Annotated in this window: 17 protein-coding genes, 5 pseudogenes and 1 riboswitch; of the genes and pseudogenes, 20 read left to right on the forward strand and 2 right to left on the reverse strand. The window is 44.1% G+C overall.

Features of this window, described 5'->3' with window-relative positions; genetic code table 11:
- The 14 genes and pseudogenes from ACIFO6_RS19645 to ACIFO6_RS19710 form a co-directional block, all read left to right on the forward strand.
- Positions 1-1,516 (forward strand): annotated as a pseudogene (locus tag ACIFO6_RS19645) (aspartate aminotransferase family protein); the annotation flags it as partial.
- A 244-nt stretch (positions 1,517-1,760) separates the two neighbouring features.
- The gene (locus tag ACIFO6_RS19650) at positions 1,761-2,864 is read left to right on the forward strand and encodes a hypothetical protein (RefSeq protein ID WP_430043093.1); all 1,104 of its coding nucleotides are present in this window, start codon (positions 1,761-1,763) and stop codon (positions 2,862-2,864) included.
- Positions 2,865-3,041: 177 nt separating this feature from the next.
- On the forward strand, positions 3,042-4,631 hold the full coding sequence (locus ACIFO6_RS19655; protein ID WP_430043095.1) for an acyl-CoA synthetase: 1,590 nt from the start codon (positions 3,042-3,044) through the stop codon (positions 4,629-4,631).
- A 46-nt stretch (positions 4,632-4,677) separates the two neighbouring features.
- A complete protein-coding gene (locus ACIFO6_RS19660; protein WP_430043098.1) occupies positions 4,678-5,910 on the forward strand; it encodes an aminopeptidase in 1,233 nt (410 codons plus the stop codon).
- 217 nt (positions 5,911-6,127) lie between these two features.
- Positions 6,128-6,715 (forward strand): TetR/AcrR family transcriptional regulator, encoded by a 588-nt coding sequence (locus tag ACIFO6_RS19665; protein ID WP_430043100.1) that lies wholly within the window; start codon positions 6,128-6,130, stop codon positions 6,713-6,715.
- Between the two features lie 45 nt (positions 6,716-6,760).
- The gene (locus ACIFO6_RS19670; protein WP_430043102.1) at positions 6,761-7,384 is read left to right on the forward strand and encodes an HXXEE domain-containing protein; all 624 of its coding nucleotides are present in this window, start codon (positions 6,761-6,763) and stop codon (positions 7,382-7,384) included.
- 123 nt (positions 7,385-7,507) lie between these two features.
- On the forward strand, positions 7,508-8,251 hold the full coding sequence (locus ACIFO6_RS19675; RefSeq protein ID WP_430043157.1) for a DUF4309 domain-containing protein: 744 nt from the start codon (positions 7,508-7,510) through the stop codon (positions 8,249-8,251).
- A gap of 210 nt (positions 8,252-8,461) precedes the next feature.
- Positions 8,462-9,049: a sulfurtransferase TusA family protein gene (locus ACIFO6_RS19680; RefSeq protein ID WP_430043104.1), complete on the forward strand. Its 588-nt coding sequence runs from the start codon at positions 8,462-8,464 to the stop codon at positions 9,047-9,049.
- Positions 9,046-9,867 (forward strand): annotated as a pseudogene (locus ACIFO6_RS19685) (MBL fold metallo-hydrolase); the annotation flags it as partial. The gene ACIFO6_RS19680 and the pseudogene ACIFO6_RS19685, both read left to right, overlap by 4 nt.
- A gap of 95 nt (positions 9,868-9,962) precedes the next feature.
- Positions 9,963-10,757 carry a sulfite exporter TauE/SafE family protein gene (locus tag ACIFO6_RS19690; RefSeq protein ID WP_430043159.1) on the forward strand — a complete coding sequence of 265 codons (795 nt, stop codon included), beginning with the start codon at positions 9,963-9,965 and terminating at the stop codon, positions 10,755-10,757.
- A gap of 33 nt (positions 10,758-10,790) precedes the next feature.
- Positions 10,791-11,279 (forward strand): DsrE/DsrF/DrsH-like family protein, encoded by a 489-nt coding sequence (locus tag ACIFO6_RS19695; RefSeq protein WP_430043106.1) that lies wholly within the window; start codon positions 10,791-10,793, stop codon positions 11,277-11,279.
- A gap of 76 nt (positions 11,280-11,355) precedes the next feature.
- Positions 11,356-11,622 carry a metal-sensitive transcriptional regulator gene (locus ACIFO6_RS19700; protein ID WP_044645886.1) on the forward strand — a complete coding sequence of 89 codons (267 nt, stop codon included), beginning with the start codon at positions 11,356-11,358 and terminating at the stop codon, positions 11,620-11,622.
- A gap of 186 nt (positions 11,623-11,808) precedes the next feature.
- A riboswitch (TPP riboswitch) is annotated at positions 11,809-11,918 on the forward strand.
- A 63-nt stretch (positions 11,919-11,981) separates the two neighbouring features.
- Positions 11,982-12,257: pseudogene (locus ACIFO6_RS19705) on the forward strand (hydroxyethylthiazole kinase); the annotation flags it as partial.
- 255 nt (positions 12,258-12,512) lie between these two features.
- The gene (locus tag ACIFO6_RS19710; protein WP_430043108.1) at positions 12,513-14,381 is read left to right on the forward strand and encodes a fibronectin type III domain-containing protein; all 1,869 of its coding nucleotides are present in this window, start codon (positions 12,513-12,515) and stop codon (positions 14,379-14,381) included.
- A gap of 110 nt (positions 14,382-14,491) precedes the next feature.
- Here the strand turns inward: ACIFO6_RS19710 and ACIFO6_RS19715 are convergent, their stop codons facing one another.
- The gene (locus tag ACIFO6_RS19715) at positions 14,492-15,679 is read right to left on the reverse strand and encodes a macrolide family glycosyltransferase (RefSeq protein ID WP_430043110.1); all 1,188 of its coding nucleotides are present in this window, start codon (positions 15,677-15,679) and stop codon (positions 14,492-14,494) included.
- Between the two features lie 619 nt (positions 15,680-16,298).
- Here ACIFO6_RS19715 and ACIFO6_RS19720 point away from each other — a divergent pair.
- Complete coding sequence (locus ACIFO6_RS19720; RefSeq protein ID WP_430043113.1) at positions 16,299-16,613, forward strand: hypothetical protein; 315 nt, start codon at positions 16,299-16,301, stop codon at positions 16,611-16,613.
- Between the two features lie 359 nt (positions 16,614-16,972).
- A pseudogene (locus ACIFO6_RS19725) lies at positions 16,973-17,359 on the forward strand (SDR family NAD(P)-dependent oxidoreductase).
- Between the two features lie 222 nt (positions 17,360-17,581).
- Here the strand turns inward: ACIFO6_RS19725 and ACIFO6_RS19730 are convergent.
- Entirely contained in the window at positions 17,582-18,280 is a 699-nt protein-coding gene (locus ACIFO6_RS19730) for a TetR/AcrR family transcriptional regulator (protein WP_430043162.1), read from the reverse strand.
- A gap of 548 nt (positions 18,281-18,828) precedes the next feature.
- Here ACIFO6_RS19730 and ACIFO6_RS19735 point away from each other — a divergent pair.
- The 4 genes and pseudogenes from ACIFO6_RS19735 to ACIFO6_RS19750 form a co-directional block, all read left to right on the forward strand.
- Positions 18,829-19,572: pseudogene (locus tag ACIFO6_RS19735) on the forward strand (SDR family NAD(P)-dependent oxidoreductase); the annotation flags it as partial.
- Positions 19,573-19,868: 296 nt separating this feature from the next.
- The gene (locus ACIFO6_RS19740) at positions 19,869-21,608 is read left to right on the forward strand and encodes a sensor histidine kinase (RefSeq protein WP_430043115.1); all 1,740 of its coding nucleotides are present in this window, start codon (positions 19,869-19,871) and stop codon (positions 21,606-21,608) included.
- 20 nt (positions 21,609-21,628) lie between these two features.
- Positions 21,629-23,248, forward strand: coding sequence for a response regulator transcription factor (locus tag ACIFO6_RS19745; RefSeq protein ID WP_430043118.1), 1,620 nt, complete (start codon positions 21,629-21,631; stop codon positions 23,246-23,248).
- A gap of 424 nt (positions 23,249-23,672) precedes the next feature.
- A complete protein-coding gene (locus ACIFO6_RS19750; RefSeq protein WP_430043120.1) occupies positions 23,673-26,189 on the forward strand; it encodes a glycoside hydrolase family 3 N-terminal domain-containing protein in 2,517 nt (838 codons plus the stop codon).
- Positions 26,190-26,209: the final 20 nt, after the last annotated feature.

Here is a 26,209-nt window from a genome sequence, read left to right on the forward strand (position 1 = left end):
TGAATTGCTTTCGCTCCGTCAGGAACAACATCTGCAAGAGCTGATTGAACGCTACACGGCTCGTACACGTAGCACCAAACAGTACACCCAACAGTACCGCTCTGTATACGCCAATAACCGTAATGTGGCTGGTTTCCGGCCTGTTTTGAAGGAAATGGTGTACCAAATTGTATCTCAGCGTGCAGACGGGTCTAAAATTTGGGATCTGGACGGCAATGAATATGTCGATTTGACGATGGGCTTTGGCGTGAATTTGTTTGGGCACAATCCGGCCTTTATCCGAGAAAAAATGGAGGAAGAACTGAAAAACGGCATGTGTGTCGGCCCGATGTCCAACATGGCTGGGCAAGTCGCCGAGAAAATTTGCAAGATGACCGGCGTGGAACGGATTGCGCTGTACAATTCTGGCACGGAGGCCGTCATGGTCGCGCTCCGTTTGGCGCGTGCTGCCACGGGACGGGCTAAAGTCGTCCTTTTTGCTGGCTCGTATCATGGTACATTTGACGGCGTGCTGGCACTGGGGAGCGCGGGTGACAACAAGGAGCATTCGACACCTCTCGCTCCAGGTATCCTGCAGCATATGGTGGACGATATCGTCGTGCTTCATTATGGAGCGGACGATTCTCTGGATTACATCCGCACCCATGCGCATGAGCTGGCCGCGGTTGTTGTGGAGCCGGTGCAAAGCCGCCGACCAGATTTTCAGCCTCAAGCCTTTTTGCAGGACATTCGCCGGATGACGGAGCAGTCCGGTACTGCCTTCATTTTTGATGAGGTCATTACAGGCTTCCGGATTCAGCCGGGAGGGGCACAAGCCTGGTTTGGTGTGCAAGCCGACCTTGTGACTTACGGTAAAATCATTGGCGGCGGGATGCCGATCGGCATCGTGGCCGGGAAAGCCGCCTTTATGGACGGGATCGACGGAGGTACGTGGAGCTTCGGGGACGATTCCTATCCACAGCATGAGCAACAGCGGACCTTTGTCGCGGGAACCTTCTGCCATCATCCGCTGGCAATGGCTGCATCCTTAGCGGTGCTGGATCATTTGGAGAGCAACGGCGAGCAGCTGCAAAATCGCCTGAACAGCCGCACCTCGGCGTTAGCAGCGGAGCTAAACAGCTATTTCACGGACGAACACGTACCTATGAAGGTCGTTCACTTTGGCTCCCTGTTTCGCTTTGTACTCAAAGGCGATCTGGAATTGTTCTTTTATCACATGCTGGAAAAAGGCATTTATATCTGGGAGGGACGAAACTGTTTCTTGTCCACTGCCCATACGGAGGAAGATATTGGGCGAATTGTACAAGCGGTCAAGGATAGCGTGAACGAGCTGCGCAAAGGGGGATTTTTACCGGACACGCCCCCGAATGGGAACGGCCCGGGTCCGGGCAAGCAATCTTTACCTGTAACCGTACCTCCAGAGGCTGAAGCAGTGGGCGTTCCAGAAACCGTTATTGCGCTGACTCCGGATCAAAAGCAACTCTGGTTTGCCTCTGTCTCGGAACGAAGTGACTCTCAATAAATAAGACCACCCAAGAACTGAATGAGAAACTTTTCACCCTGGGAGTGCTTCCCCGCAATTCATAAGCCACGCATGCAAAATGTCAGGTCCTTATCACAGGGCCTGGCATTTTTAGTATGCCTAGCTTCGCCACGTCGAGGCAGATCATTTTGGTGCTGGTGTTGGAGCGTCGTTTATGGTTATCATAGACGAAGGTATGAATCTATCGTTTATATTCAGACACAAAAGGAGATACAAGATGGCTGAACCTTTAAAAAATATGTACACAGAGGATTTTCTTCGCCTGTTCGGTGAAAGAGTACAAACGGCGTATAGCTCATTTGATACCCAGGGATTTATCCATCAAGTCATGGACCAGACGTGGAATGAGCTGGAGCTAAAAGCCCGGATGCGTCGGATTTCGCTAACATTGGGAACGTTCTTGCCAAGTCGTTATGAAGATGCCTTGGCTATCCTTTTTGCCATTGACGAGCATTGCAGGGGTTTCCCGTACCTATTCTTTCCGGATTTTGTGGAGGTGTATGGACAGGGAGAAGAACACTGGACGCTTTCCATGGAAGCACTGGAGCGTTTCACCCGGAAGTCATCTGCGGAGTTTGCCGTGAGACCCTTCCTGCTGCGTGAACCGGAACGAATGATGCGCCAGATGACGGTCTGGGCGGGGCACCCGAGCGAGCACGTTCGCCGTCTTGCCAGCGAAGGCTGTCGTCCACGGCTGCCGTGGGGGCAAGCGTTACCTATATTTAAGCGCGATCCTGCTCCGGTATTGGCCTTGCTGGAGCTGTTGAAAGCCGATCCCTCACTGTATGTACGTAAAAGTGTAGCCAACAACCTGAACGACATCGCCAAGGACCATCCCGAAACGGTCATTGCAACAGCTCAACGCTGGAAAGGCTCGCATCCCGACACCGACTGGATCGTACGTCACGGCTGTAGATCTCTGATTCGCAAGTCCAGCCCCGAGGTAATGGCGCTGTTTGGCTATGCCGAAGAAACGAACGAGTCCCCGTTAGTCACGGAAGCATCTTTTACCGCCGATCCGGCTGTGTTGAAGCTCGGGGATAGCTGTGAGCTGAGCTACGCGCTTCAACTTCGGGAAGGAGACCCGGTGCGAGTTCGCATCCAATATGGCATCGACTTTGTAAAGGCAAGAGGACAAGTCTCGCGTAAATTATTTCTGCTTTCCGACAAAACCGTTCCCGGAGGAACTCGTCTTGCAGGTATGCGGACACACCGTTTTGCAGAACTGACGACCCGCCGACATTATCCGGGCGCACACCGTATTATACTGCTGGTAAACGGACAAGAAGTGGCTTCTACATTAGTGGAGCTTCAGTTTTAAAAGCTCTATAGCAGCAGAGAGAAGGAGTCTGAAACCAGGCTCTTTCTTTTTGTCGTTCGCTTCTACGGACTTTGTTTTTCCAAAAAAATAATTCTGGATTTAGAACCTGGTACTAGGACGTGTTATAATAAGATTATATCGTAGCTTTCATCTTATGTATAAAGGGGAATGTACAATTTGACAGATCAACAGCAATGGCTTGCGCCTGAATATTACAATATGACTGCGGAAATGGAGCACCATGACGCTGGCAAAGCAGCAATCAAGTGGTTAAGCGAAACAGGAGACTACGAGGAAATTACCTATGGTGAGCTGCTCAAAAAGGCTAATCGACTGGCAGGAGGGCTCGCAGGGCTGGGATTTAACAAAGGAGACCGGGTTCTGGTCATAGTACCACGTCGCATTATTGCGTATGTGATTTACCTGGCATGCTTAAAGCTGGGACTTGCCGTCATTCCTTCTTCCGAAATGCTGCGGGCCAAGGATATTGCCTATCGACTTCGCCATTCGGAAGCGCGCGGGGTGATTGCTTGGACCGGAGTTACTGGTGAGGTGAACAAAGTAGACGGGGATTTGCCTTCCCTAGATTACCGTATCGCGGTTTCCAGCGACGACACGGTAGCCGAACCCGGTTGGCTGGCGCTGAATGAGCTGATGGCAGGACAGGAAGATACCTTTGAAGCTGTGAAAACACACCGGGATGACATGGCAATTCTGGCCTATACCTCCGGGACCACAGGAAACCCAAAGGGTGTCGTACATAGCCACGGCTGGGGATATGCCCATCTGCGAATTACATCCCCATGGCTGGATATCCAAGCCTCGGATACGGTATGGGCTACAGCTGCGCCAGGCTGGCAAAAATGGATTTGGAGTCCGTTTTTATCCGTACTGGGCAATGGAGCGACTGGATTCGTATATCATGGTTCGTTTCGTCCGGGTCGATATTTACAGCTCATGCAGCAGTACGGAATTCAAGTGTTGTGCTGTACCCCGACGGAATACCGGATTATGGCGAAAGCAGACGGTCTGGATCAATATGATCTGTCCCAATTGCGCAGCGCAGTTTCTGCGGGAGAACCTCTTAATCAGGAGGTCATTAACAAGTTTCAGGATCAGTTCAACATTACGATTCGTGACGGTTACGGCCAGACGGAAAGCACTTTGATTATCGGTAATTTGAAGGACGCACCTTTGCGCACAGGTTCAATGGGAAAATCCATTGCGCCAGGACTGGTTGAGATCGTAGACGAGGACGGTGTTCCGCTGGCTCCGGGCCAAGTGGGCGATATTGCAGTGCGTGCTGATCTGCCGGCATTATTCCATACGTATTACCTGGATCCAGAGCGCAAAGGGGTCAGTGTCCATGGAGACTATTTTGTTACAGGAGACCGGGCGCGCAAGGACGAGGATGGATACTTCTGGTTTGAAGGACGCGGTGACGACATCATTATTAGCTCCGGTTATACCATCGGTCCCTTCGAAGTGGAGGAAGCGCTCATGAAGCATGACTCTGTACAGGAGTGTGCTGCCGTAGCCAGTCCTGACGAAATCCGGGGACATATTGTAAAAGCCTACGTTGTACTCAAAGCCGGAGTAGAAGGATCACCGGAGTTGGTGAAGGAACTGCAACATCATGTAAAAGCATCGACAGCACCTTACAAGTATCCACGAAAAATAGAGTTTATTCAGGAGCTTCCCAAAACCAGCTCGGGTAAGATAAGAAGAGTGGAGCTGCGTGAACTGGAGAAGCAGTCTGTACTGTAATTGTAGATTGTAAATATCATGAAATGCGGAACAGGAGCGTGGGAAAATGAGTTCATTTGAAGCATTGCTGGAGCAATATGCAGAGCTTGTCGTAAAAGTAGGGGTCAACATCCAGCCCGGACAGGTGTTTTTGGTCACTGCACCACTGGAAACCGTCGAATTTACGCGGCTGATTGTTAGCAAAGCCTATGAAGCAGGGGCCAAATATGTGCAGGTGGAGTTCGAGGACGATCAGATTACGCGCAGCCGTTTTGAGCATGGTGACGAAGCCAGCTTTGATTACTATCCAGCTTGGAAGGCAGAAATGATGGAGAAATTCGCCGAAGAGGGTGGAGCCACGCTAACGATTAAGGTGCCGAACCCTGATCTGTACCAAGGCATTGATCCGCAACACGTTTCTCGTGCGACAAAGGCGGCGGCTACGGCGAGAGAAGGCTATGCTCACTATACGCGGAATGCTAAGATTAGCTGGTGTTTGATTAAAGCACCGACGAAGGCTTGGGCCGATAAAGTATTTGCCGATGTAGCAGAGAAGGACCGCATTCGAGTCATGTGGGATACAATCTTCCAAATGAATCGTGTAGACGGCTCTGATCCTATTCAAAATTGGCAGGGCCATCTAAATAATCTCAAACAGCTACAAAATAAGCTGAATCATAAAAACTATAAAAGTCTACACTATCGCGCACCCGGAACAGATTTGAGAATCGAACTGGCCGAAAGACACATTTGGCGCGGAGGCGGTGGTGAAAACGCCCAAGGAATTTATACCGTGGCTAATATGCCGACAGAAGAAGTGTTCACAATGCCTAAACGTACAGGTGTAAATGGTTATGTCACCAGCACGATGCCGTTAAATTTGAACGGACAGCTGGTGGATCGCATCACATTTACCTTTAAGGATGGCAAAGTTACCAAATATACAGCAGAATCCGGTGAGCAGCATTTGACGAATTTGTTGGCTACGGATGAAGGGGCCAGCTATTTGGGTGAAGTTGCGCTGGTGCCGCACGATTCACCGATTTCCAATCTCAATCGGATCTTTTACAACACAGGGATTGATGAAAATGCCTCCTGTCACTTGGCGCTCGGCAGTGCGTATCCGTTTAACCTCGAAAAAGGAACACAAATGAACCGGGAAGAGCAGCTCCAGAACGGTGCCAATGTCAGCCTGACCCATGTTGACTTTATGATCGGCTCGGCTGAGCTGGATATTGACGGCGAGCTACAAGACGGCAGTACAGAGGCTGTGTTCCGCAAAGGAAATTGGGCGATTTAAACCTATTCTCAATCTCGATTAAAGCAACCCGCAAGCGATCTTATTCGTTTGCGGGTTTTTGTATATGCTAAATATCAAACTGCGCTTGTATTGCAAAATATAAAGTGCTAAACTGAGTTCAAACATAAATTTAAACTATGTTTAAAATATTGTTTTAGTTTTATAATTCTGGCCTATTCAATCTACTTTGAATGGACTAGTTAAGAGGAGGATAACCATGAATCATGCAGACAAAAAACAACAAACCAAGGAAAAAATATTACACGCTGCGCTTGAATTCATTAAAAAGGAAGGCTTCGAGGCCGTTACAATCAGGAAAATTGCCGACCTGTCGACCACCAATATTTCTCTGGTTAATTACTATTTTGGCTCTAAGGAAAATCTGCTCAGTGAAGCCATTGAGGTGATATTAAGTGGATTTCAGCACACCTTTTCTATTTTGGACCATACAGCGATCCCACCCCAAGATCGACTGAAACAATTTTTGTTTGATTATTTACAGGTCATTCGGCAATACCCGGAGCTTCTCTCACGCGTCATTGTCATGGGCAGCACGCCCTTCGCATCCCAACAGGAATACGGAAGGTTTTTAAACATGATGGGATTCCCCAAGGTGCAAAGTACGATCAAGGAGCTTACTGGTGAGCAACAGCCAGAACGATTGCTAGCGATGATGCTGCAAATATTCGGGGCTATTTTTCTTCCCGCATTAATGAGCCCGATTCTTGAATCTGGAACGGCTGTGGAAATGCCTTCAATCGAGGAACAATTAAACCTGTTGTTTGATAGATATTTTGATAAATGAGGATTTTGCAAAATGCTCAAATAATAAATGACTGGAGTGAATACTATGAATCTTCTGAGAAAATACTGGCAGGACGCAGGGGCGATCATCGGTGTGGTCGTATGTTTTGGTTTATTTATGAACAGAGCCATTTTTTCGGATATAACGGGAATGCTATGGTTAAGCTTTGTTGCCATCCTTTTTCATCAATTTGAGGAGTATCGCTGGCCTGGATATTTTGCCGGTTTGTTTAACAACGTCATGTTTAAAAGTGAAGCCCCGGATCGCTACCCCTTAAACACCCAATCAGCCATGATTATTAATGTGGTGATTGCCTATGTGTTTTATTTACTTCCGGTATTATTTCCACACGTGATATGGCTTGGACTCGCACCTGTTTTTATGGGCTTTTTCCAGGTAGTCTGGCACGGCATTGTGAATATAAAAGCAAAAACCTTATATAACCCTGGCTTGTTTACGGCAGTATTCCTGCATGTTCCAGTTGGAATCTGGTACATTCACGATATAGTGAAGTACAATGCACCGACCCTAACAGACTGGATCTGGGGGACGATCTACTTTACTCTTGCTGTATATATATTCATAATAAAAGGGAATATATGGTTGAAAAACAGTAATTCTCCCTACCCTTTTTCTAAACAACAGCTAGGATCGTACGATCGCAAATAGTGTATGTTGGATGATCCTCAATGTCCTTGTTTACAAGTTGGAAATAAGTAGAGGTATTCTGGAAATGTGGTTCGGTTACACTTGGTTTGTACCTCATTGAAACAAGGAAAGAGTGATCTCATGATGAAACATTCATATCAACCACATGAACCAAAAAAGCTGCCCTATAAGCTAATCACAGCTACCGCTTTGATGGCTATAAGTTTCGCTGCCATCACCGGATGCGGTAATAGCGGAGAAGCAAAATCAACTGCTCCAATTACGGAAGGTGCGGTTGCACCATCTACTGATTCTGCGGTTCAGCAAACGGACGATAATAGTAAGAGTGCAGCAGATTCCAAAGATACCGGAAAGGGGTCTGAGCAAGGCTCAGCTTCGGCCCGTCAGTCATCTGCCAGCAGTGCAGCGCCATCCAATGCCCTAACTAATAACAAACACAGTTTCTCAGCAAGCATACTCAATGAAGCCAAGCAGGGGACGCTTCCGAATTTGCCCAAGGGTCTTGGTTTGGGAACGGGCAGTGATCTTTTGTTCGAGCTGTGGGGTAAATCCGAGTCAGGCTCTACTGGCCATCTGCGGAGCTATGCCAAGCATCATACGGAAATTGTATTGGATGGAAGCGATAAAGTTACGGAGATTACATCATCCGATCCATCTTATACAAAGCTGCTCATCAACCAAGTCTTTAAAGAACTGGGTAAGCCGACCGAAACGAATTATACCTCCAAAGACGTACCCAGTACCGCTGAAGCCAGTTATACGATCAAAAATGCTTCCGGGCTGGATCAGTATCTAGTATTTTCTTATCAGACAAAAACACAAAAAATCAACTATGTCAGATTGTATTTTAACTCGATGACACCATAATTGGATAATAAATAAGAGTCGCTTCCGTAACCATCCTGGAGGCGACTTATTTGTCTGAGCAATTACTATTACATTTTCATGCTCGCTGGGATCATGCATGGCCTAGGTTGACAAATAGTATGTTATTCGCTATTCTAATACCCATAGGGGTATACGTATAATAGAAATTAGATTACATTCCCCTCAAAAAAATAAGCGGAGGTATGTACAATGTCATCAATTAATATCCAAGCAGATCAAATTCTGGATTGTAAAGGACTTGCTTGTCCCATGCCCATTGTCAAAACGAAAAAAGCTATGAATGAGCTCAATGCCGGGCAGGTTATTGAAATTCAAGCCACGGACAAAGGCTCATTAGCCGATTTACAGAGTTGGGCCCAAAACACCGGACATCAATATTTGGGCACTCTTCAATCGGGAGATGTCATGCAGCATTATTTACGTAAATCCAATCCCGATGAAACGAAGCAAGAACAGACCTTTCCATGGACAATAAGCCACGAAGAATTGCAGACGAAACTATCCGCAAACGAGAAAATAACGTTGCTGGATGTCCGTGAACCCGCGGAATTTGCTTTCAAACGTATCCCTGGCTCAAAATCCATTCCTCTTGGAGAACTGGAAAGCAGACTCGGTGAGCTAAATGTAGATGGCGAAATCGTAGTGATTTGCCGAACTGGAATCCGTAGTGATCTGGCCTGCCAGCAATTAGCAGCCAAAGGCGCCCAAAACGTCAAAAATGTGCTTTTAGGCATATCCGCATGGACAGGTGCGACTGAGGGGAGCAAAACCATATGACTACGACAACAGGAATCAGCGCCATGACAGCGCAGGAATTGACTAAAATCATTTTAAATAATGAACATCTCTTTATCGTAGATGTCCGTAACGAAAGTGATTTTAACAATTGGAAGGTGGAGGGCGAACAGATTGAGATTATCAACCTTCCGTATTTCGATTTACTGGATGACGTTGACCATGTACTGGAGCAAATTCCGGATAATGAACCAGTACTAGTCATCTGCGCCAAGGAAGGGTCTTCTATATTTGTCGCAGAACAGTTGGTTGCAGCCGGCCGGACCCAACTATTTTACCTTCAAGGAGGGATGAAAAGCTGGAGTGAATATCTGGAGCCTGTCAAAGTCGCTGAACTCCAGAATGGCGGAGAACTATTTCAATTCGTTCGAATCGGCAAAGGCTGTCTTTCCTACATGATCATTTCCGAAGGAGAAGCGGCTGTCGTGGATACACTGCGGATGACGGATGTTTTCGAACAATTTGCCCGCGAAAAAGGAGCCCAAATCACACATACAATAGACACTCATCTACATGCAGATCATATCTCGGGAGGCAAAAAGCTGGCAGAGAGCGTAGGGGCAACCTACTGGCTACCATCCAAAGACGCTGAAGAGCTGACTTTTGATTATGCCAAACTGGAAGATGGCCATGCCATTACGGTTGGTAACACAACGATTAACATCCAGCCAGTGTACTCTCCTGGTCATACCATCGGCAGCACATCCCTCATTGTGGATCAGCAATTTCTGCTGACCGGAGACATTTTGTTCATTCAATCCATTGGCCGTCCTGATTTGGCGGGGAAAGCGGAGGATTGGGCATGGGGAAAATAACACCAACGGAAGAAGAACAACAAGACATGGAAATGGGGCCTAACCGCTGTGCCATACATGACAACTAAAGTAGGTGCATGATGGATATATTTCTGTATGGAGTTATGGTGCTTCTGGGTCTGATCGGATCATTCTTTTCCGGTTTGCTGGGTATAGGCGGAGCCATTATCAATTATCCGTTATTGCTTTTTGTCCCGACTGGCTTGGATGTAGCGCATTTTTCGGCGCAAGAAGTGTCCACGATTAGCATGTTTCAGGTCTTCTTTGCTTCATTGGCGGGGGTATTAGCCTTTCGCAGTAAAAAAGACGAGCCTCCCCTTGTGCATAAGGGACTTGTCTTGTATATGGGCACAAGCATTATGCTTGGAAGTCTGATCGGCGGAATGGTGTCTCATTTTCTGGATGAACAGGTGATCAATATCATTTACGGGGTGCTGGCGATGATCGCCGTCGTACTCATGCTTATACCAAATAAAGGGAGATCCGAACAATCCACAAGCGAAATTACGTTTAACAAATGGATCGCGGTGGGGTCCGCCTTTTTGGTCGGTATCGTATCAGGCGTCGTAGGGGCAGGAGGGGCATTCATTTTAATTCCCATTATGTTAACCGTGCTCAAGATTCCTACCCGAACGACCATTGCATCCTCACTCGCTATTGTGTTCATTTCCGCCATTGGCGGTGTGATTGGCAAAATATCAACGGGCCATATTCCGGTTATCGTAACTACTTTTACGGTATTGGGGAGTTTGATCGGCGCACCTCTGGGTTCCAAATGGAGTGCGAAAATCAATCCAGTTATTTTGCGATACAGTTTAGTGGTATTGATCCTTCTTACTGCCATTAAGATTTGGAGTTCCATATTAGGAGTTTAAATAAGAAAGTTGTAGTGAAAAGGAGCATACAGGATGAATCAGGAACATACTCAGCAAAAAACAACCATCGTATTATTCAGCGGGGAGCTGGATAAGGCTATCGCTGCATTTATTATCGCGAATGGTGCGGCAGCTTACGACCATGAAGTGACCATCTTCTTTACGTTTTGGGGGCTAAATACGCTGCGTAAGGAGGAACTCGTACGCACGAATAAGGGACTACTCGAAAAAGCCTTTGGTTGGATGATGCCGCGCGGACCCCAAAAGCTTGCATTATCCAACATGAATTTTGCAGGACTCGGACCGCAGATGATCAAGCATGTCATGAAAAAGCATAATGCGCTTTCCCTTCCTCAGCTTATTGAGCTGGCGCAAGAGCAGGGGATCAAGCTGGTGGCCTGTACTATGACCATGGATCTGCTAGGACTGCAACAGGGAGAGCTGATGGACGGTTTGGAATATGCCGGAGTAGCTGCCTACCTGGGGGATGCTTCGCAGGGCAAGGTAAATCTATTCATTTAGGGTGTCCTAATTATTTTTTTGGTTTATAATATACCTATACATGTATATGATTAAATCAAAAAGGAGTCTATACCTTATGGATTACAATTATAGTGATGAACTGAAAACGCGCCTGAGAAGAATTGAGGGTCAGGTGCGAGGGGTGCTTCGTTTAATGGATGAAGGACAGTCCTGCAAGGACGTAGTAAGCCAGTTATCTGCCGTACGCAACGCATCAGATAAAGCGATTGCCCAAATCGTGGCAGAGAATCTGCAACGTTGTATATTGGAAGAGCAAGAAGCTGGTGGAGATACAGATAAACTTGTTAAGGAAGCGATTCAGCTTCTCGTAAAAAGCCGTTAAGGAGGTCATTTTCGGTCAATTGCTGGAAAGACAACACGAGCTTGATCCGAAGCAAAAAACGCTTATGGTATGCAGAAGCATAATTTTTTTTCTTAGGGCAATATTATTTCAAAAATTATTGCCCTCTATACATAAGGAATACTGGACATAAGCGCCTAAATTTCGATTAAAATAAACACGATTTTTTAAAAATATAACGGGAGCCTGTGGAAGCAGTCTGAGAGTACGACTAAACCGTCGTAGACCGTGTGAACCTGTTGGATAATGCCAGCGTAGGGATATAAGTGCATACATATGTATAAGCCAACAGTCTTTCACAGGCTCCTGAAGAAAGAAGGTTGTTTTTTGTGTTAGATACAATGGCGTTGTTGCTACATAATATGCGGGATACGAATCCGCTCATTCACAATATAACCAATATGGTCGTCACTAATTTCACAGCGAACGGACTGCTCGCGCTCGGCGCTTCACCAGTTATGGCACACGCCAAAGAGGAAGTCGCAGATATGGCCCGGATTGCGGGGGCGCTTGTACTTAACATCGGTACGTTGAATGAAGAACTCGTAGAGTCTATGATTGTGGATGGGGTACCCGTGCTGTTAGATCCCGTGGGTGCGGGAGCGACTTCAGATCGAGCTGCTTAATATGCTGTTTGCTATAACGCCGGACGATGTGCGCCAGTACGGTAGGGTGCGCCCGCTAGATCGGATATTCTGAAATCAAGCATAAATCATACGATCTAAACATTTCCTATAAGTATTCCGATAACTATTAAATGGACACCTACTGCTCACACCATATATTGCCAATGGTGTATTGCAGCAGTAGATTTTTGTAAGCTTGCTTACGGGTTAGACAAATACATATTGTTATCAAGGAGAGCATAGATCATGAATAAGAAGCGTTTGCGCCAATGGATGGCTCCGTTCGCAACGGCTACACTGATTTTAAATACGGGATATGGTATCTGGGGAGGGACGGATGCGGTGGCGAGCCAATTCGCTGCTCTGAGTATTGCACCAGCAGAGGTGAACAATCTGACAGCGGCCCCGTTAGATACAACAAGGGTGAATTTGTCTTGGACCAACCCGTCTGACATCAATTTTGACCATGTAAAGGTGATCGGTGTCAGCAACGACGTGTATGTAGATAACATTCTAAGTAACTCTTATACACTGAGCGGCTTACAGCCGAATACGACATATACCTTCCGAGTAAAGACAGTGGGTAAGAGTGGGAGTGAATCTCAAGGTAATATAATACAGACTAAAACAGCTTCCGTTGATGCTCCTGTGGACAAGACACCACCAGGAGAGGTAAGCGGGCTGACAGCGGCGAATGTGGGCTACAACACTTTTACTGTGAATTATATATTACCGAAGGATGCTGACCTGAGCCAAGCCATTATCTATTTAAATGACAAAGAGGTGCAGCGAACTACAGGGACGTCCTATACGTTCAGTGGATTGATTGCTTCGACAAACTATAAAGTAACAGTTAAAACAGTGGACAAATCCGGCAATATATCTGGAGGGGTCAGTATTCCGGTTACGACTACAGCGCTCACCGTCGATACAGTGCCAGAAGTAACAGGAGCTTCTGTGACATCAGTTAATAACTATAGCGCTACTGTTTCCTGGACGAGGCCCAGCGGAATCAATACGGTCAGTCTGTATAAGGACGGACAGCTGGTAACCGATTCAACGGGAACATCCTATACATTCAACAATCTTTCGGCAAGCCAGACATATACGTTTATGATCAAGTCCAAGCGAAGCACAGGTGCATTGTCCTCTGGTGTGAGGCTGACTGCAACAACGAACAGCACGTCCTCTAATTCGTCGGAAGTATCCAATCTTGAAGTAGATAGCAAGAGTGATACCTGGATCAAAATTACTTACGATATGCCGAGTCAGGCCGAAAAAGTGAAAATATATGTTGATGGTGATTATAGGGGCACTACATCCTCTGAATCCTACAAAATTACGGATTTACGTGAAGGACGCTGGTATGAGATTAGGGTCACAAGCGTCAATAGAAGTGGAAGGGAATCAAGCGGTGTAAAGATCTCAGAACGTGCAGATAGTTATAGCTATTCCTCGTCATCATCTAGCTCATCGAACTATGAGAAAGCAAGAGATTTGATGCGAATTGCGGAAAACAGTCTGAATGCCTCCGACTGGCGCTCTGCCAGGGACGCAATCAGTGATCTGCCGAGCGGGACACGTAAAAGCGATCTTCTGGATCGGCTGGAAATTATTCGCAATAGAGCGATTGGTACCAGTAGTTCATCGACCGGGACAAGCTCAACTACATCGACTTCTGGCACAGCGTCTTCAAACTCTAACAATGCGTTTTCCTCATATTCAACTTCATTCACCCTGACACCAGGATCTACATCGGCTTATGTCGATGGTCGTACTACGATGATGGCTCAGGCACCACGAGTAATAAATGGGGTAACGATGGTCCCGTTGCGCTTTATCGGTGAACGAGTGGGTTACCAAGTGAACTATGATAAAGCGACCAAAAAGATTATCATGAATCGCCTTACCGATGGCAAACAAGTGGTGCTTCAAGTCAAGAATTCGACCCTTGCAGTGTACGAGTTAAACAACTCTCGGAATTACTCGACGAACATCACAGCTCCGGTTATTATTAACGGGCACACGCTCGTTCCATTACGGGTCATTAGCGAGCTTTCGGGCTATCAGGTGAACTATAATGCTCTATCCAAACAAATCACGATTACAAAATAACTGCTTCTGTGAAAACAATTTCAAAATAAAAAATTTGGAACTCAACTTGTCGAGAAACCCGGTCATTTCCATGACGTAGGGTTTCTCTTTTTTGTATGAAAGCCCGCGATTTACGCGAGTTCTTTTTGAAGATAAGCATCAATTTTTGCGAGGGCTTCTTCTGTACCGCCGGATTGCTGGAAGCTATCATTTATTTTTTGTATGCCTTTTTTATACGCTGCGTTCGATGTCACTTCATGTACGGCCTCTCTTAACGAATGTGCATTGATATGCTCTTTGGTTATTCGATAGCCAGCTTGAAGTTCCGTTAACCGCTGCGCGACCAACGGCTGATCCTTGTCCTGGGGCAGTACGACCAAGGGAACATTGAAGTGAATCCCTTCATTCACGCTGTTCATTCCACCATGAGTAATGAATACATCTGCATGACGTAATACCTCTAATTGGGGAACATAAGGAGAAATAATAAAGTGCTCAGGGGCCGGATTGATTTTCGTAAAGTCAGCTTTCTCGCCAGCTGCAATTACAACCATGCCTTCAAAATCGGCAAAAGCTTCAATACAGGTGTTAAAAAAGTCTTCAACATGATCCAAAACCGTGCCCATCGAAATATACAGAACCTTGTTATTTTGTAATACATCCAAAGGAAAAGAATGTTCCCCTTTGCGCTCAGGGAAGCTCGGACCGATAAAAAGGTTCTCCTCACCAAAACGGTCACCGTCCGGTTGGAAATATCGGCTGGTATAAACCACATTCAGCTCCCCTGAATTGTTCATAAATTGAACCATATGCTTGGGAGCAACCCCGAATCTTTCTTTCATGAGATGCAGTGAAGTCGTGGCATGTTCATCAAGCTGAAACGGCACTTTTACGTCAGAGCTAAAGAGATTGCTAGCCATCCGATTCTTTGAAATTAAAAAGGATGGTGATGAAGCAATACCTGGGATATTCAAATAATCTCTAACTAATTCACCAGCTCCGAATCTATCATAGAATACAAAGTCAAAATCAATATTTTCGGATAACTTCTGAGTAATTGCCAATATGTCCAGCGAAGTCTGAATATGAATGTTCAAAAATGCGTTCAATCCGTCCGGAGATGCAGTGTTGATGGAAGCAGTCCTGATCAGATCGGGGTGCAGGTGAACCGTTGCTCCAACTGCTTCGAGTCTGTCCTTGTATTTCTCAGTTGTAATGTAATGTACCTGATCTCCCCGTGCTGCAAAAGCCTGCGTAATCCCTATCGTAGGGTTCACATGTCCTTCTGCCGGAAAGTTAACCATTAATATGTGTAGCATTCATCATCACTCCTTTACTCATCGTTAGAGACCGCAGTTTTCACTGAATCTCTCTATTTATAATAATAACAATAATATTTATATTTACAAATGATATCCTTTCAATATTCCTCTTAAGGTCTCTCAGCACACCGTAAGAAGCCATCTATACTGTTGCGAACTTAGCAGCAGCTCTGCCCGTTTCCGTCCGATTTTGCTTACCTGGCTAACTGCGATTGTCGGGATGATCCCCCCATTGCTACGATGGGAGAAGCTGAAACGGAAGCATAAGAAGGAAATGTAAACAAATAACGATACAACGAATAGTAAGAGTAGTCTTATTCATCAAAAGCAGTATAAACAGATTTTGGATGGTACTAAAGGAGAGAATTGTATAGGTGTTCTTTTTTAGCCCACACCCTATTCTATTCTTGTTCATATGATGAAAGACAAACAAGTAGAAAAGAGGGCGACCCTTGAATAAAAAAGAGACCAGAAATGGTGTTTCCATTATTGCATGAACCTGCAGTTATACCGAAACCGCGTTAGGGGCTCTGCCCATGTTACCGTATATCAAGTTCCTGAAAACATATCATTAGGGCAATGTTTAAATGCTGGAATGATGAGGGACCGACTCTCTTTGGTCGCTAAATTTGATGATGATGACTACTACTCGCCGTTTTACTTGAAGGAGCAGGTTAAAGAGCTAAAGCGCACCAAGAGTGATATTGTGGGCAAGCATTCTTGCCTTGTTTATTTGAGTGCTTCCAATTTGAGGAAATGCAGAAAAAAGGGATTCAAAACGTATGCTACATCTCCTTTCAATTATGTATACCAGCGGAGACAGAACAAAAAGAGCCATACGTGGAGAGCGGGAGACGATTTTTATATAGAAGGGAGCCGATTGGTAGTGATAACGGATCATTACCGTTTGATCGCAGACAAAGAGGTTTAAAGAAGAGATAGCAAAACACTTCAAGTACCGATGGTCTGCTCATTCTACTGGATAATTTTCATCTTTCGTAAAAAATTTGAATGCCAGAAATTATATTTAACCACTAATGTCACTCGGCCTTAAGCTAAGAAGACAAGGGACAAGAAGGGATGGTATGGTATGGTATGGTATGGTATGGTATGTTCTGTCACGATATGGAGAAGGCACAAAGAGTTATCATAGTGGCATCTAAGTGTTCAAATTCCTTGAAATAAAGAGGTCTGAGCAAATATTAGTTGAATTTTAGAATTCAATAAATGACAAAGTTGCAATTGTTACAGGATCTGGGACGGGAATAGGCAGGGCTTATGCAGAATTTAATGAAGAATCAGGAAAAACCTAATACTGCGAGTGCAACCGGCGTTAAAGGTATGGAGACTTTTGCTGCTTATGGTTCTCAAAAAGAAGCTATTCGTGGATTGACACGTGTATGTGCCACTGAACTAGGGGCATTTAAAATAACGTGTAATGTGATCTGACCAGGTGCATTAACTGAGGCATCCAAGATGTGGAAAAAGGCTTTCCCTGATGAATATGCCGCAGCAGTGACACCTCAACCGATTAAACGATTAGGTGATCCCAAAAAAGATATTGCTCCTGTAGTCATGTTCCTAGTATCTGACGATGCACAGTTTGTTACAGGACAAGCCATTGGCGTTGAATGCTCTCTTAATAGGCGTGAGGAAAAAAATAATTTTACTTCATGAGGTTAGCTAGTATGAATACTGGCTGGCCTTTTTCGCATGAGTTGGGAAGGACCTGGAGCGATCACACCATCAGACAAATGAGGCCGATCAGCCAGCTCAGTCTTACAAAAATGAACTCAAAAGGAGAAAGTACACTGTCCTGTTCAATATGTGCTCACATCGGTCCTCATAGTCTGGGAATTCGCAATATCCTGAAGCCAATCTAAAGCACAAAGACGTTGTTTACGCTCTTAATTGATCCAGGAACAATTTCTTCAGGATCTTGAACTGTTCTGCCTCTTCTACCTGGGTATGAAATGCCGAAATGCCATTCAGCATGGCCATTTTCTTGGAAAAATTACCAAAAACGTTCATCATGGTAATGATGGTATCGGTAGTCATATGGTCCGTCCTTACGGAGCCGTCTTGCTCTCCAAGTAAGGCAAGCTCGCTGAAAAGTGCGATCAGTTTGTTGTATTGTGCCTGATAGATTTCTAAATCTTCCAGAGGTTCTTTTGACATCGAAACGTAACATTCAAATGCTTCAATAAGTTTAGAGTTTCGTTGATGCTCTGTGTTCTGAAAAAAGATGAGCGCACCGAAAATTCTGTCCAGCTTGTCGTAACAGTTGCCTTTGCCCCTAACAATTTCCGATAACACCTCAAATTCGGATTGGACAATCCTGGAAGCTACGGACACAATCAATTTCTCCTTTTTAGGGAAATAACGGAAGATGGTAGCTACGCCCAAACTCGCCTCCTTGGCGATTTCCTGCATCGTAGCTTGTTCAAACCCTTTATGGGTAAAAACGATCTGGGCTGCTTCAATAATATTTCTACGTCGCGTTATTCTCAGATTGCTGCGCTCATGTTCAAGTCTTTGACTAGGTTGAATGAGGAAGACCTCCTTACAGGATTTAGCTTCAATTATGCTAGCAAAGATGCCTCTTGCTTGTCAATGAACATGCTTGTATTAAACATAGCGAAGTACACAGATTAACTTTTACCTGGCTCACGAAGCAAAGTTGAACCTGCAGCAAGATACGAAGCTTTTCCAATCTAAGTATCTCTTCAATATGGAAGTGTTCTGCGTGGCCATAACTTTGGGTATAGTTGCACCCTCATTCTCAAAATGATATTATTACTATCATGATGATAGCTAAAATATCATTTAAAAAAACATATTAACTTTACTGGAGGATGAGCCCAATGGCATACAATGAAAATATTAAAATTGGTAATTTATTAAACCATGAGGAAGCGTTTGCTGTACTGCAAAAACATTTGCCTGAATTTGTAAAAGAACCAACATTTAAGATGGCTTCCAATTTCACTTTGGATCAGCTGGCTGCCCTTCCTCAAGTGGACATTCCCCTTTCTACACTAGAAGCAATTAAGAATGATTTGGCTCCAATTGTGTTTGTAGTAGAAGAAACTCCACAAACCCACGCTGCTCCTTCTTCCAGAAAAAATGATGCTTCGCTTGAGGGTAAAGTCATCACCATCACAGGTGCAGGAAGCGGAATTGGCCGGGCAAGCGCAGTGCTGATGGCATCAAGAAAGGCCAAGCTGGTGCTGGTTGACTTCAATACTGCTACAGGAGAAGAAACGCTGGAGCTTGTTCGTAAAAATGGTGGGGAGGCCGTTTTTGTTCAAGCTGACGTATCCCGAAGTGAGGATGTTCAGAACTATATACAGAAAGCAATTGAAACTTATGGGAAAATTGATGTGGCATTTAACAATGCTGGTATTTTGCAAAAATTCCAACCCTTTCATGAAATCTCGGAAGAAGAATTTTCGCGGGTGATTGATGTTAATCTGAAAGGGATATTCTTTGGAATGAAGTATGCCCTGCAAGTGATGGAGAAACAAGGCTACGGTCATATCATCAATACCGCATCTACGACTGCAATACGTGCCGAGCACAGTTTGGCTGCCTACACTGCAAGCAAGCACGGAGTTGCAGGTTTAACAAAAGCGGCTGCAATTGAGTATGTGAGAAAAGGAATTCGCATAAATGCCATCTGTCCTGGGGGAGTGGCTACAACCTTAACAGCGGCTGTTCCTCAATCACTGCAAGAAAGCGGTTATGTACCAGAAGAATTCCCGAATATGCGGATTGGGCGTTATGCAGAGCCTGAAGAACTAGCTGAACTGGTTGCTTTCATGGCCTCGGATGGCTCAAGTTATATGACGGGGTCCATAATTGTGGCCGACGGCGGTCTTACGCTCTGATTCGAGATAGCAACAAAAGAAAATAAATGTCGCATGGTTTCACACTTGAGTGAATTTATGTCGGTTATAAGGCTTCAGCAGAGGCACATCGCAGCAAGCGATGTGTCTCTGGTTTTTTTTATGTGACGGATCGTACAATCAACCACAGACCATGAAAATGTTTGGGCTGGAAGACTGCTCACGAGTCCTTTTTAGAAGAACTGTCGCACTTGGCTTGACAATCCGTCATATAAAAAAAATAATAACTATAATAAATAGAATTGACTGGCATTTTTCACATTACAGGGGGACTTCATATGGGCATACGATTCCCACATATTTCTTGGAACTCTATTCGTTTAAAGCTGGTTGTAGGATTATTTGTCGTTACAGTACCGCTTCTAGCACTGCTTATATACAACCATCATTACAGTATAAATGTTGTGCGTAACCAAGTGGCAATCTCCAATAAAAACTTGATTTCTTTATATATGGGTGAGATTGATGCTCGATTGGAAGTTGTGGAGAAAAATATACTCGGCCTGGCTACAACCAATTATGATATTCAGTCCATGGGTATGCCTAACTCTGAAGATGAGTATCAGCTTGCGAAATACAAAGTTTCGTTATATTTATCAAACAATATTCTTTTTAATGAATCAATTGATGCTTTTTTCGTATTTAATCATGAACGTCAAGATTTACTTGATGGTTTCCAGTCTTCTATTGCCTACTCAGAAAGAATGCAGGTTGAAAAAAATCTTGTACAGCATTTAAATCAGCTTGCAAATTCTTCCGAACAGGCATCTCATAACTGGTATGTTAAAAAAATCGGGAACACGTACTATATTCTTCGTACCATAAAATCAGGTAACCTTTATATAGGAGCTTGGGTAAATGCGCAGACCCTCCTAGGTCCTATGAATTTGATTAATTTAGGAGCTAATGGTCATGCGCTGCTCGTTAATTCTCAAGGGGATCCTTTGGTTAGTGCCAATTTCCTTCAGGATGATCAGGTTGATCTTTCAAGAGGATTTCAACAATATTATTTAACTGGAAGCAAGAAAAATTGGTTGGTTGTGGGTAAACCTTCTCAGGTGGGTAAATTCAGTCTGGTCGCCATTATTCCAAATGAACAGATTCTGCAAAACTTGCCAAAGATAACTTATTTGATTGAATGGATATCATTCGCATCCATAGCTTTATTACCACTGAGTTTATTATTTCTCCATCGGGCAGTATTAGTTCCAATTAAACGTCTGATTTCAGTCATGAATAAAATCAATAAAGGGCATGTTAATGTTAGAATAGAGAACTACGGTGCTCCAGATGAGTTTATCATGGTAAATCAAACCTTTGATAAGATGATATCGCAAATAGAGGAATTAAAAATCAATGTCTATGAAGAGCAATTGAGCAAGCAGAAGGCGGAGCTACAGCACCTTCAACTTCAGGTCAATCCTCATTTTTTTATGAATTCATTAAACATATTGTTTAACCTGGCACAAGTGAGGAATTATGAGCTTATTCAAGAAATGACTTTGTGTTTAGTTAATTATTTCCGTTTCATGTTTCGCAGCAACCTTTCCTTTGTTACTTTGCAGGAAGAATTACAGCATGTGATAAATTACATTCGGATTCAGGAAATGCGATTTCCTGATCAATTGACATGTAGAATAGATTGTCCAGACTTTTTGAAAAGTTTACAGATCCCTCCGTTGTTGATTCAAACCTTTCTTGAAAATTCGATTAAGCATAGTGTTACATTAGAGGAACCTTTGCATTTATCTGTAAGCCTAGACTTAAAGGAAACTGGTTTAAGCCCTTATGTTGAAGTCGTTATTCGCGATACAGGGAAGGGCTTTTCAAATGACGTATTAGCTGATATTCGCTCGGGAAATCGAGTGATAGACGAGAAAGGAGAACATATCGGGATCTGGAATGTTAAGAAGAGATTATTACTTTTATACGGTGAGGAAGCTTCAATATCGTGTTATAATGGCTACCCGAACGGAGCAGTAGTGGAAATCAAGCTTCCTTATGAGGAGGAAGGTTAGAAGGGTGGGCCAAATGACTTATGTACCAAATATTAATTGTTGATGATGAAATCCATGCGGTAGAAGGAATTCGCTCAGGCATTGATTGGAATAAATTAGGAATTACAGCAGTCTTCACTGCTTATACCGTCAAACAAGCAAAGGAACTGTTTGAGAGAGAGCACATTGATATCATGCTCTGTGATATTGAAATGCCACAGGCATCAGGGCTAGAATTGACAGAGTGGGTAAGAGAACAATATCCGAAAACAGAAACGATATTCCTGACTTGTCATGCTGATTTTAAATACGCCAAGCAAGCCCTTCGGCTAGGAAGTCTGGATTATATTCTAAAGCCAGTGCCTTTTGAAAAGCTCGAAAAAGTGATAGAAAAAGCGAAAGGTAAGATCATTAAGGAATCAGAAATTGTCCAATACAGCCAGTTAGGACGACTCTGGTTTCAACATCGACCGATGCTAATCGAACGCTTCTGGCAGGATATACTGAATCAAACAGTCCCATCAAACTCGAAATCCGTAAGTCGCGCTGCGGCAGACCGAAATATTCCCTACATTGAAGAGAAGTTTTTTATACCTATTCTTATAAGCATTCAGAGATGGCACAAGCCTTTAAGTCTGCGAGAGGAAAAAATACTGGAGTATGGACTCAGAAATTCTGCAGAAGAAATCCTGCTTGGACCTAGCCATGATGGTTTGATCATTGAGTTGAATAACAGAAGAATGCTTGCCATATTATCAGTGGAAGCCAAACAAAATTTTTTATTGGATGTGGAAGAAGCATTTCAGCATTATATTAAGGAATGCAGCCAATATTTTTATTGTGATATTTCCTGTTATGTTGGAGAAAGAGTTCATGGTCATGAGATGTTAGGAATGGTAAATAAACTCAATGAAATGGAAAAAAACAATGTTGCTTACAACAATAAAGTTTTCTTGCTCTCTAGCCCTCAAGCCCATCCCTCCATATATAAGTCTGCCAATATAGATCTGTGGTCGGTTATGTTAATGGAGGGCGCGTTTGATGAGGTACTGATTGAAGTATTGCAGTATATAAACGGGTTCGAGAAGGAAAGTTTAAATGCTGATCTTTTGAATCGATTATATTTGGATTTTCAACAGATGTTGCATTTTGTCCTTCATTCAAAAGGAATCCAAGCGCATCAACTTTTTGGAGATTCCCACTCTCAGGAGTTAGCTACAAATGCATCCCGCTCCGTGACCAATTTGCTTGAATGGTTGAAACATATTGTAAATATGGCAAAGGAATATGTACGTTCTCTTGAGCAGAGCCAGAGCGTGGTGCAAAGAGTAATCCAATTTATCAAGCTTCATATCTCAGAGGACCTATCCCGTGAAGAGATTGCCAATCATGTTTTTTTAAATCCTGATTATTTGACTCGTATTTTTAAAAAAGAAACTGGAATGTCCGTATCGGAGTATATGTTTCAAGAACGGATGAGTCTTGCTCAAAAACTTCTCACGAAGACCGATATGCCCATCAGTGCCGTTGCATCCCATATCGGATATTCTAATTTCTCCCATTTTTCACGAATGTTCAAGAAACATACGAATTTGAATCCCAATGAATTTCGTCATTCGTGTCATCAAACCTCGGAAGAAGCCAAGCCATTAAATGAATAGCCAATAATGTGCGAAAATTAAAGAAATTTTAAAACTTCATCTTTGTGCTGAGCAAAACAACTAGATGAAATGAGCGAAAAAGTCTATAACTGATGTATAAAACCGGCCAAGATATCCTGGCCGGTTTTATAATTTGCAAAGGAGAAGATGTGGTCGGTAAAGTGCAACTCCAAAGTCGGCGAAACAGTAGAGGCAACAACTCCATACTACTAAAATAAGATTATATTATGATTTACATGGCTAGAGGTGGAAGGGGAATATTTATAATTCTCTGGCAAACCCGAATTGTGTTTTAGTGAGATGTGGCGAGATGTTCCGTTTAATTTATGTGTATTTTGATAACGCTTACACTAGGCTGTGTATTTCGTTAAGGTACAACACTCGGCTTGATTAAAAGCTAATTCGTAAAAAAAGGATGATTGACATGATTGGTACTTGGCATTTTTTACTCAAAACACCAGAAGCAAAATTGAAAATGCAGTTTATTATTGAGAAGCAGCCGACCTATAAATTATCTGTAGTAATGGAGCCTGTTCCACTGCCGATTGAAATTAATACAATTACAGTCAAAGAAAACGTTCTAACAGCTAATGGTACTTCTCCTCTTGTACCTGATGAACCCATTGAATTTGAACTTACCTTCGAAGATCAGGAGTTCTACGGCAAAATCAAACTTCCCTATCAGGAGGCATTCTCCATAAAAGGAGCTAAAGGACCGGGTCCCTCCCTTGCGGACGATCTAATTGCCGAGTTGGCTACTTATCGTAAGCAGGGTGTGAAGCAACGGAATGATGCCGAGATACGTCAGGCTGTAGAGGAGCTTCTTGGCAAAATGTCTGTCACTGAAAAAATCGGTCAGATGAGCCAATGTATGGCCTCCAATATTTCCTTGGGGTCTGAGATTGAATCCGATCCACCGGAAAAATTGATTACAGATGGTCGAGTTGGCTCTGTGCTTGGAGCTCTGGGAAGCAGTCGTGCGTTTGATCTGCAAAAAATCGCCGTAGAGCAATCCCCGAATGGGATACCATTGTTTTTTAACTTTGATGTAATACACGGGTTTCAGACTATCTTTCCAGTGCCACTTGCCTGGTCTTGCAGTTGGAATATGGAAGCTATCAGAGAAGCCTGTGCCATTAGTGCCAAAGAAGCTAGTGCCAGTGGTATTAACTACAACCACGGTCCTATGGTGGACGTTACGAGAGACCCACGATGGGGTCGAGTCGTAGAAGGCGCAGGGGAGGACCCTTACCTAGGGAAATTGATTGCACAAGCACAAGTTGAAGGCTATCAAGGGAACGATTTATCTGATCCAGACACAATTATCGCTTGTTTAAAGCATTTCATCGCTTACGGAGCTGCTGAGGCAGGACGGGATTACAATACGGTAGACATTTCGGAAGGAACCTTGCGTAACGTCTATTTACCTCCGTTCCAAGCAGGGATAGAAGCCGGAGCCAGATCAGTGATGAATTCCTTTAATATTTATCAAGGCGTTCCCGTAGCTGGCAACCGCTACCTTCTTAATGATCTGCTTCGCAAGGAGCTTGGTTTTGAAGGCGTATTACTTTCCGACTATGGTGCCATTGACGAGATTGTCGCACATGGTAACGCTAAGGACAGTAAAGAAGCGGCGAAGAAAGCTCTTGATGCTTCATTGGATATTGAGATGGTAACTCGTTCTTATGACCAGTTGGCGGATTTAATTGAACAGAATGTCGTTTTAGAAGAACAATTGAATGAGGCAGTACGACGTATCCTGACCTTGAAGTATAAGATTGGAATTATGGATAACCCGTTTGGCTACATTCGTCCAGAGAAGGAACAGGAATATCACTTTAGTGCGAAGCATTTGGAAGAAAGTCGGCGTTTGGCAGAGCAATCCATCGTATTGTTAAAAAATAACGATGTTCTCCCGATTGCAAGCACAGATCAGAAGGTAGCCATAATTGGTCCTTTCGGTGATACTTCAGACCTGCTTGGACCGTGGCAGTATTCACGCTACACAGAAGAAACTGTTACACTTCGTCAAGGAATCGAACAACAAGGAATCTCCGGGTCTAATCTGCTGATTGAAGCAGGATGCCATGTAGAAGAAGCGATGGATGGAGGATTGGAGCGGGCCATTACAGCCGCAGAACAAGCAGACATCATTATCCTTGCACTTGGCGAGAGCAGTGAAATGTCCGGTGAAGCCGCGTCTCGCATGGACATATCATTGCCGAAGGTGCAGCAAGAGCTGGCAGAGGCTATTGTGCGGATAGGTAAGCCCACCGTACTTGTGTTGACTAACGGGCGTCCCCTTGTGCTGGATTGGTTTGAGCGTCATATGGATGCCATTGTCGAAACTTGGTTCCTGGGTTCTCAAGCCGGGCATGCAATCGCCGATGTACTCTTTGGGAAATACAATCCATCCGGCAAATTGACGATGAGCTTTCCAACTCATTTAGGGCAAGTCCCGATGTACTACAACCATTTCAGTACAGGAAGACCTGTCACAGAAAAAAATAAAAATGACAAGTTTTTTTCAAGATATATTGATGGTTCCAATGAACCTCTTTACCCTTTTGGCTATGGTCTAAGCTATACAACAATTGAGTATTCTGAGATTCGCTTATCCCAAAAGCAGATGACTACTTTGGAGACGATTATCGCCAGTGTTAAGGTCACAAATACCGGAGTAGTATCAGGCGAGGAAATCGTCCAGATGTACATTCAGGATGTATACGGTAGCGTGGTTCGTCCTGTAAAAGAACTCAAGGGGTTTAAGAAGGTGACCTTAGCAGCAGGGGAAACACAAGAAATTCACTTCCATATTACTGAAGCAGATTTGGCGTATTGGAACGCGGACAAGGAGCTTGCAGCTGAACCAGGGGATTTCAAGGTTTATATCGGATCGAATTCCCGTGACGTGAAACAAGCCGATTTTGAACTCTCTTGATCTCAAGGCTTTTACAATAA

The sequence above is a fragment of the Paenibacillus sp. NRS-1781 genome (genome assembly GCF_050467745.1).
In the GTDB taxonomy this organism is placed as follows: domain Bacteria; phylum Bacillota; class Bacilli; order Paenibacillales; family Paenibacillaceae; genus Paenibacillus; species Paenibacillus terrae_A.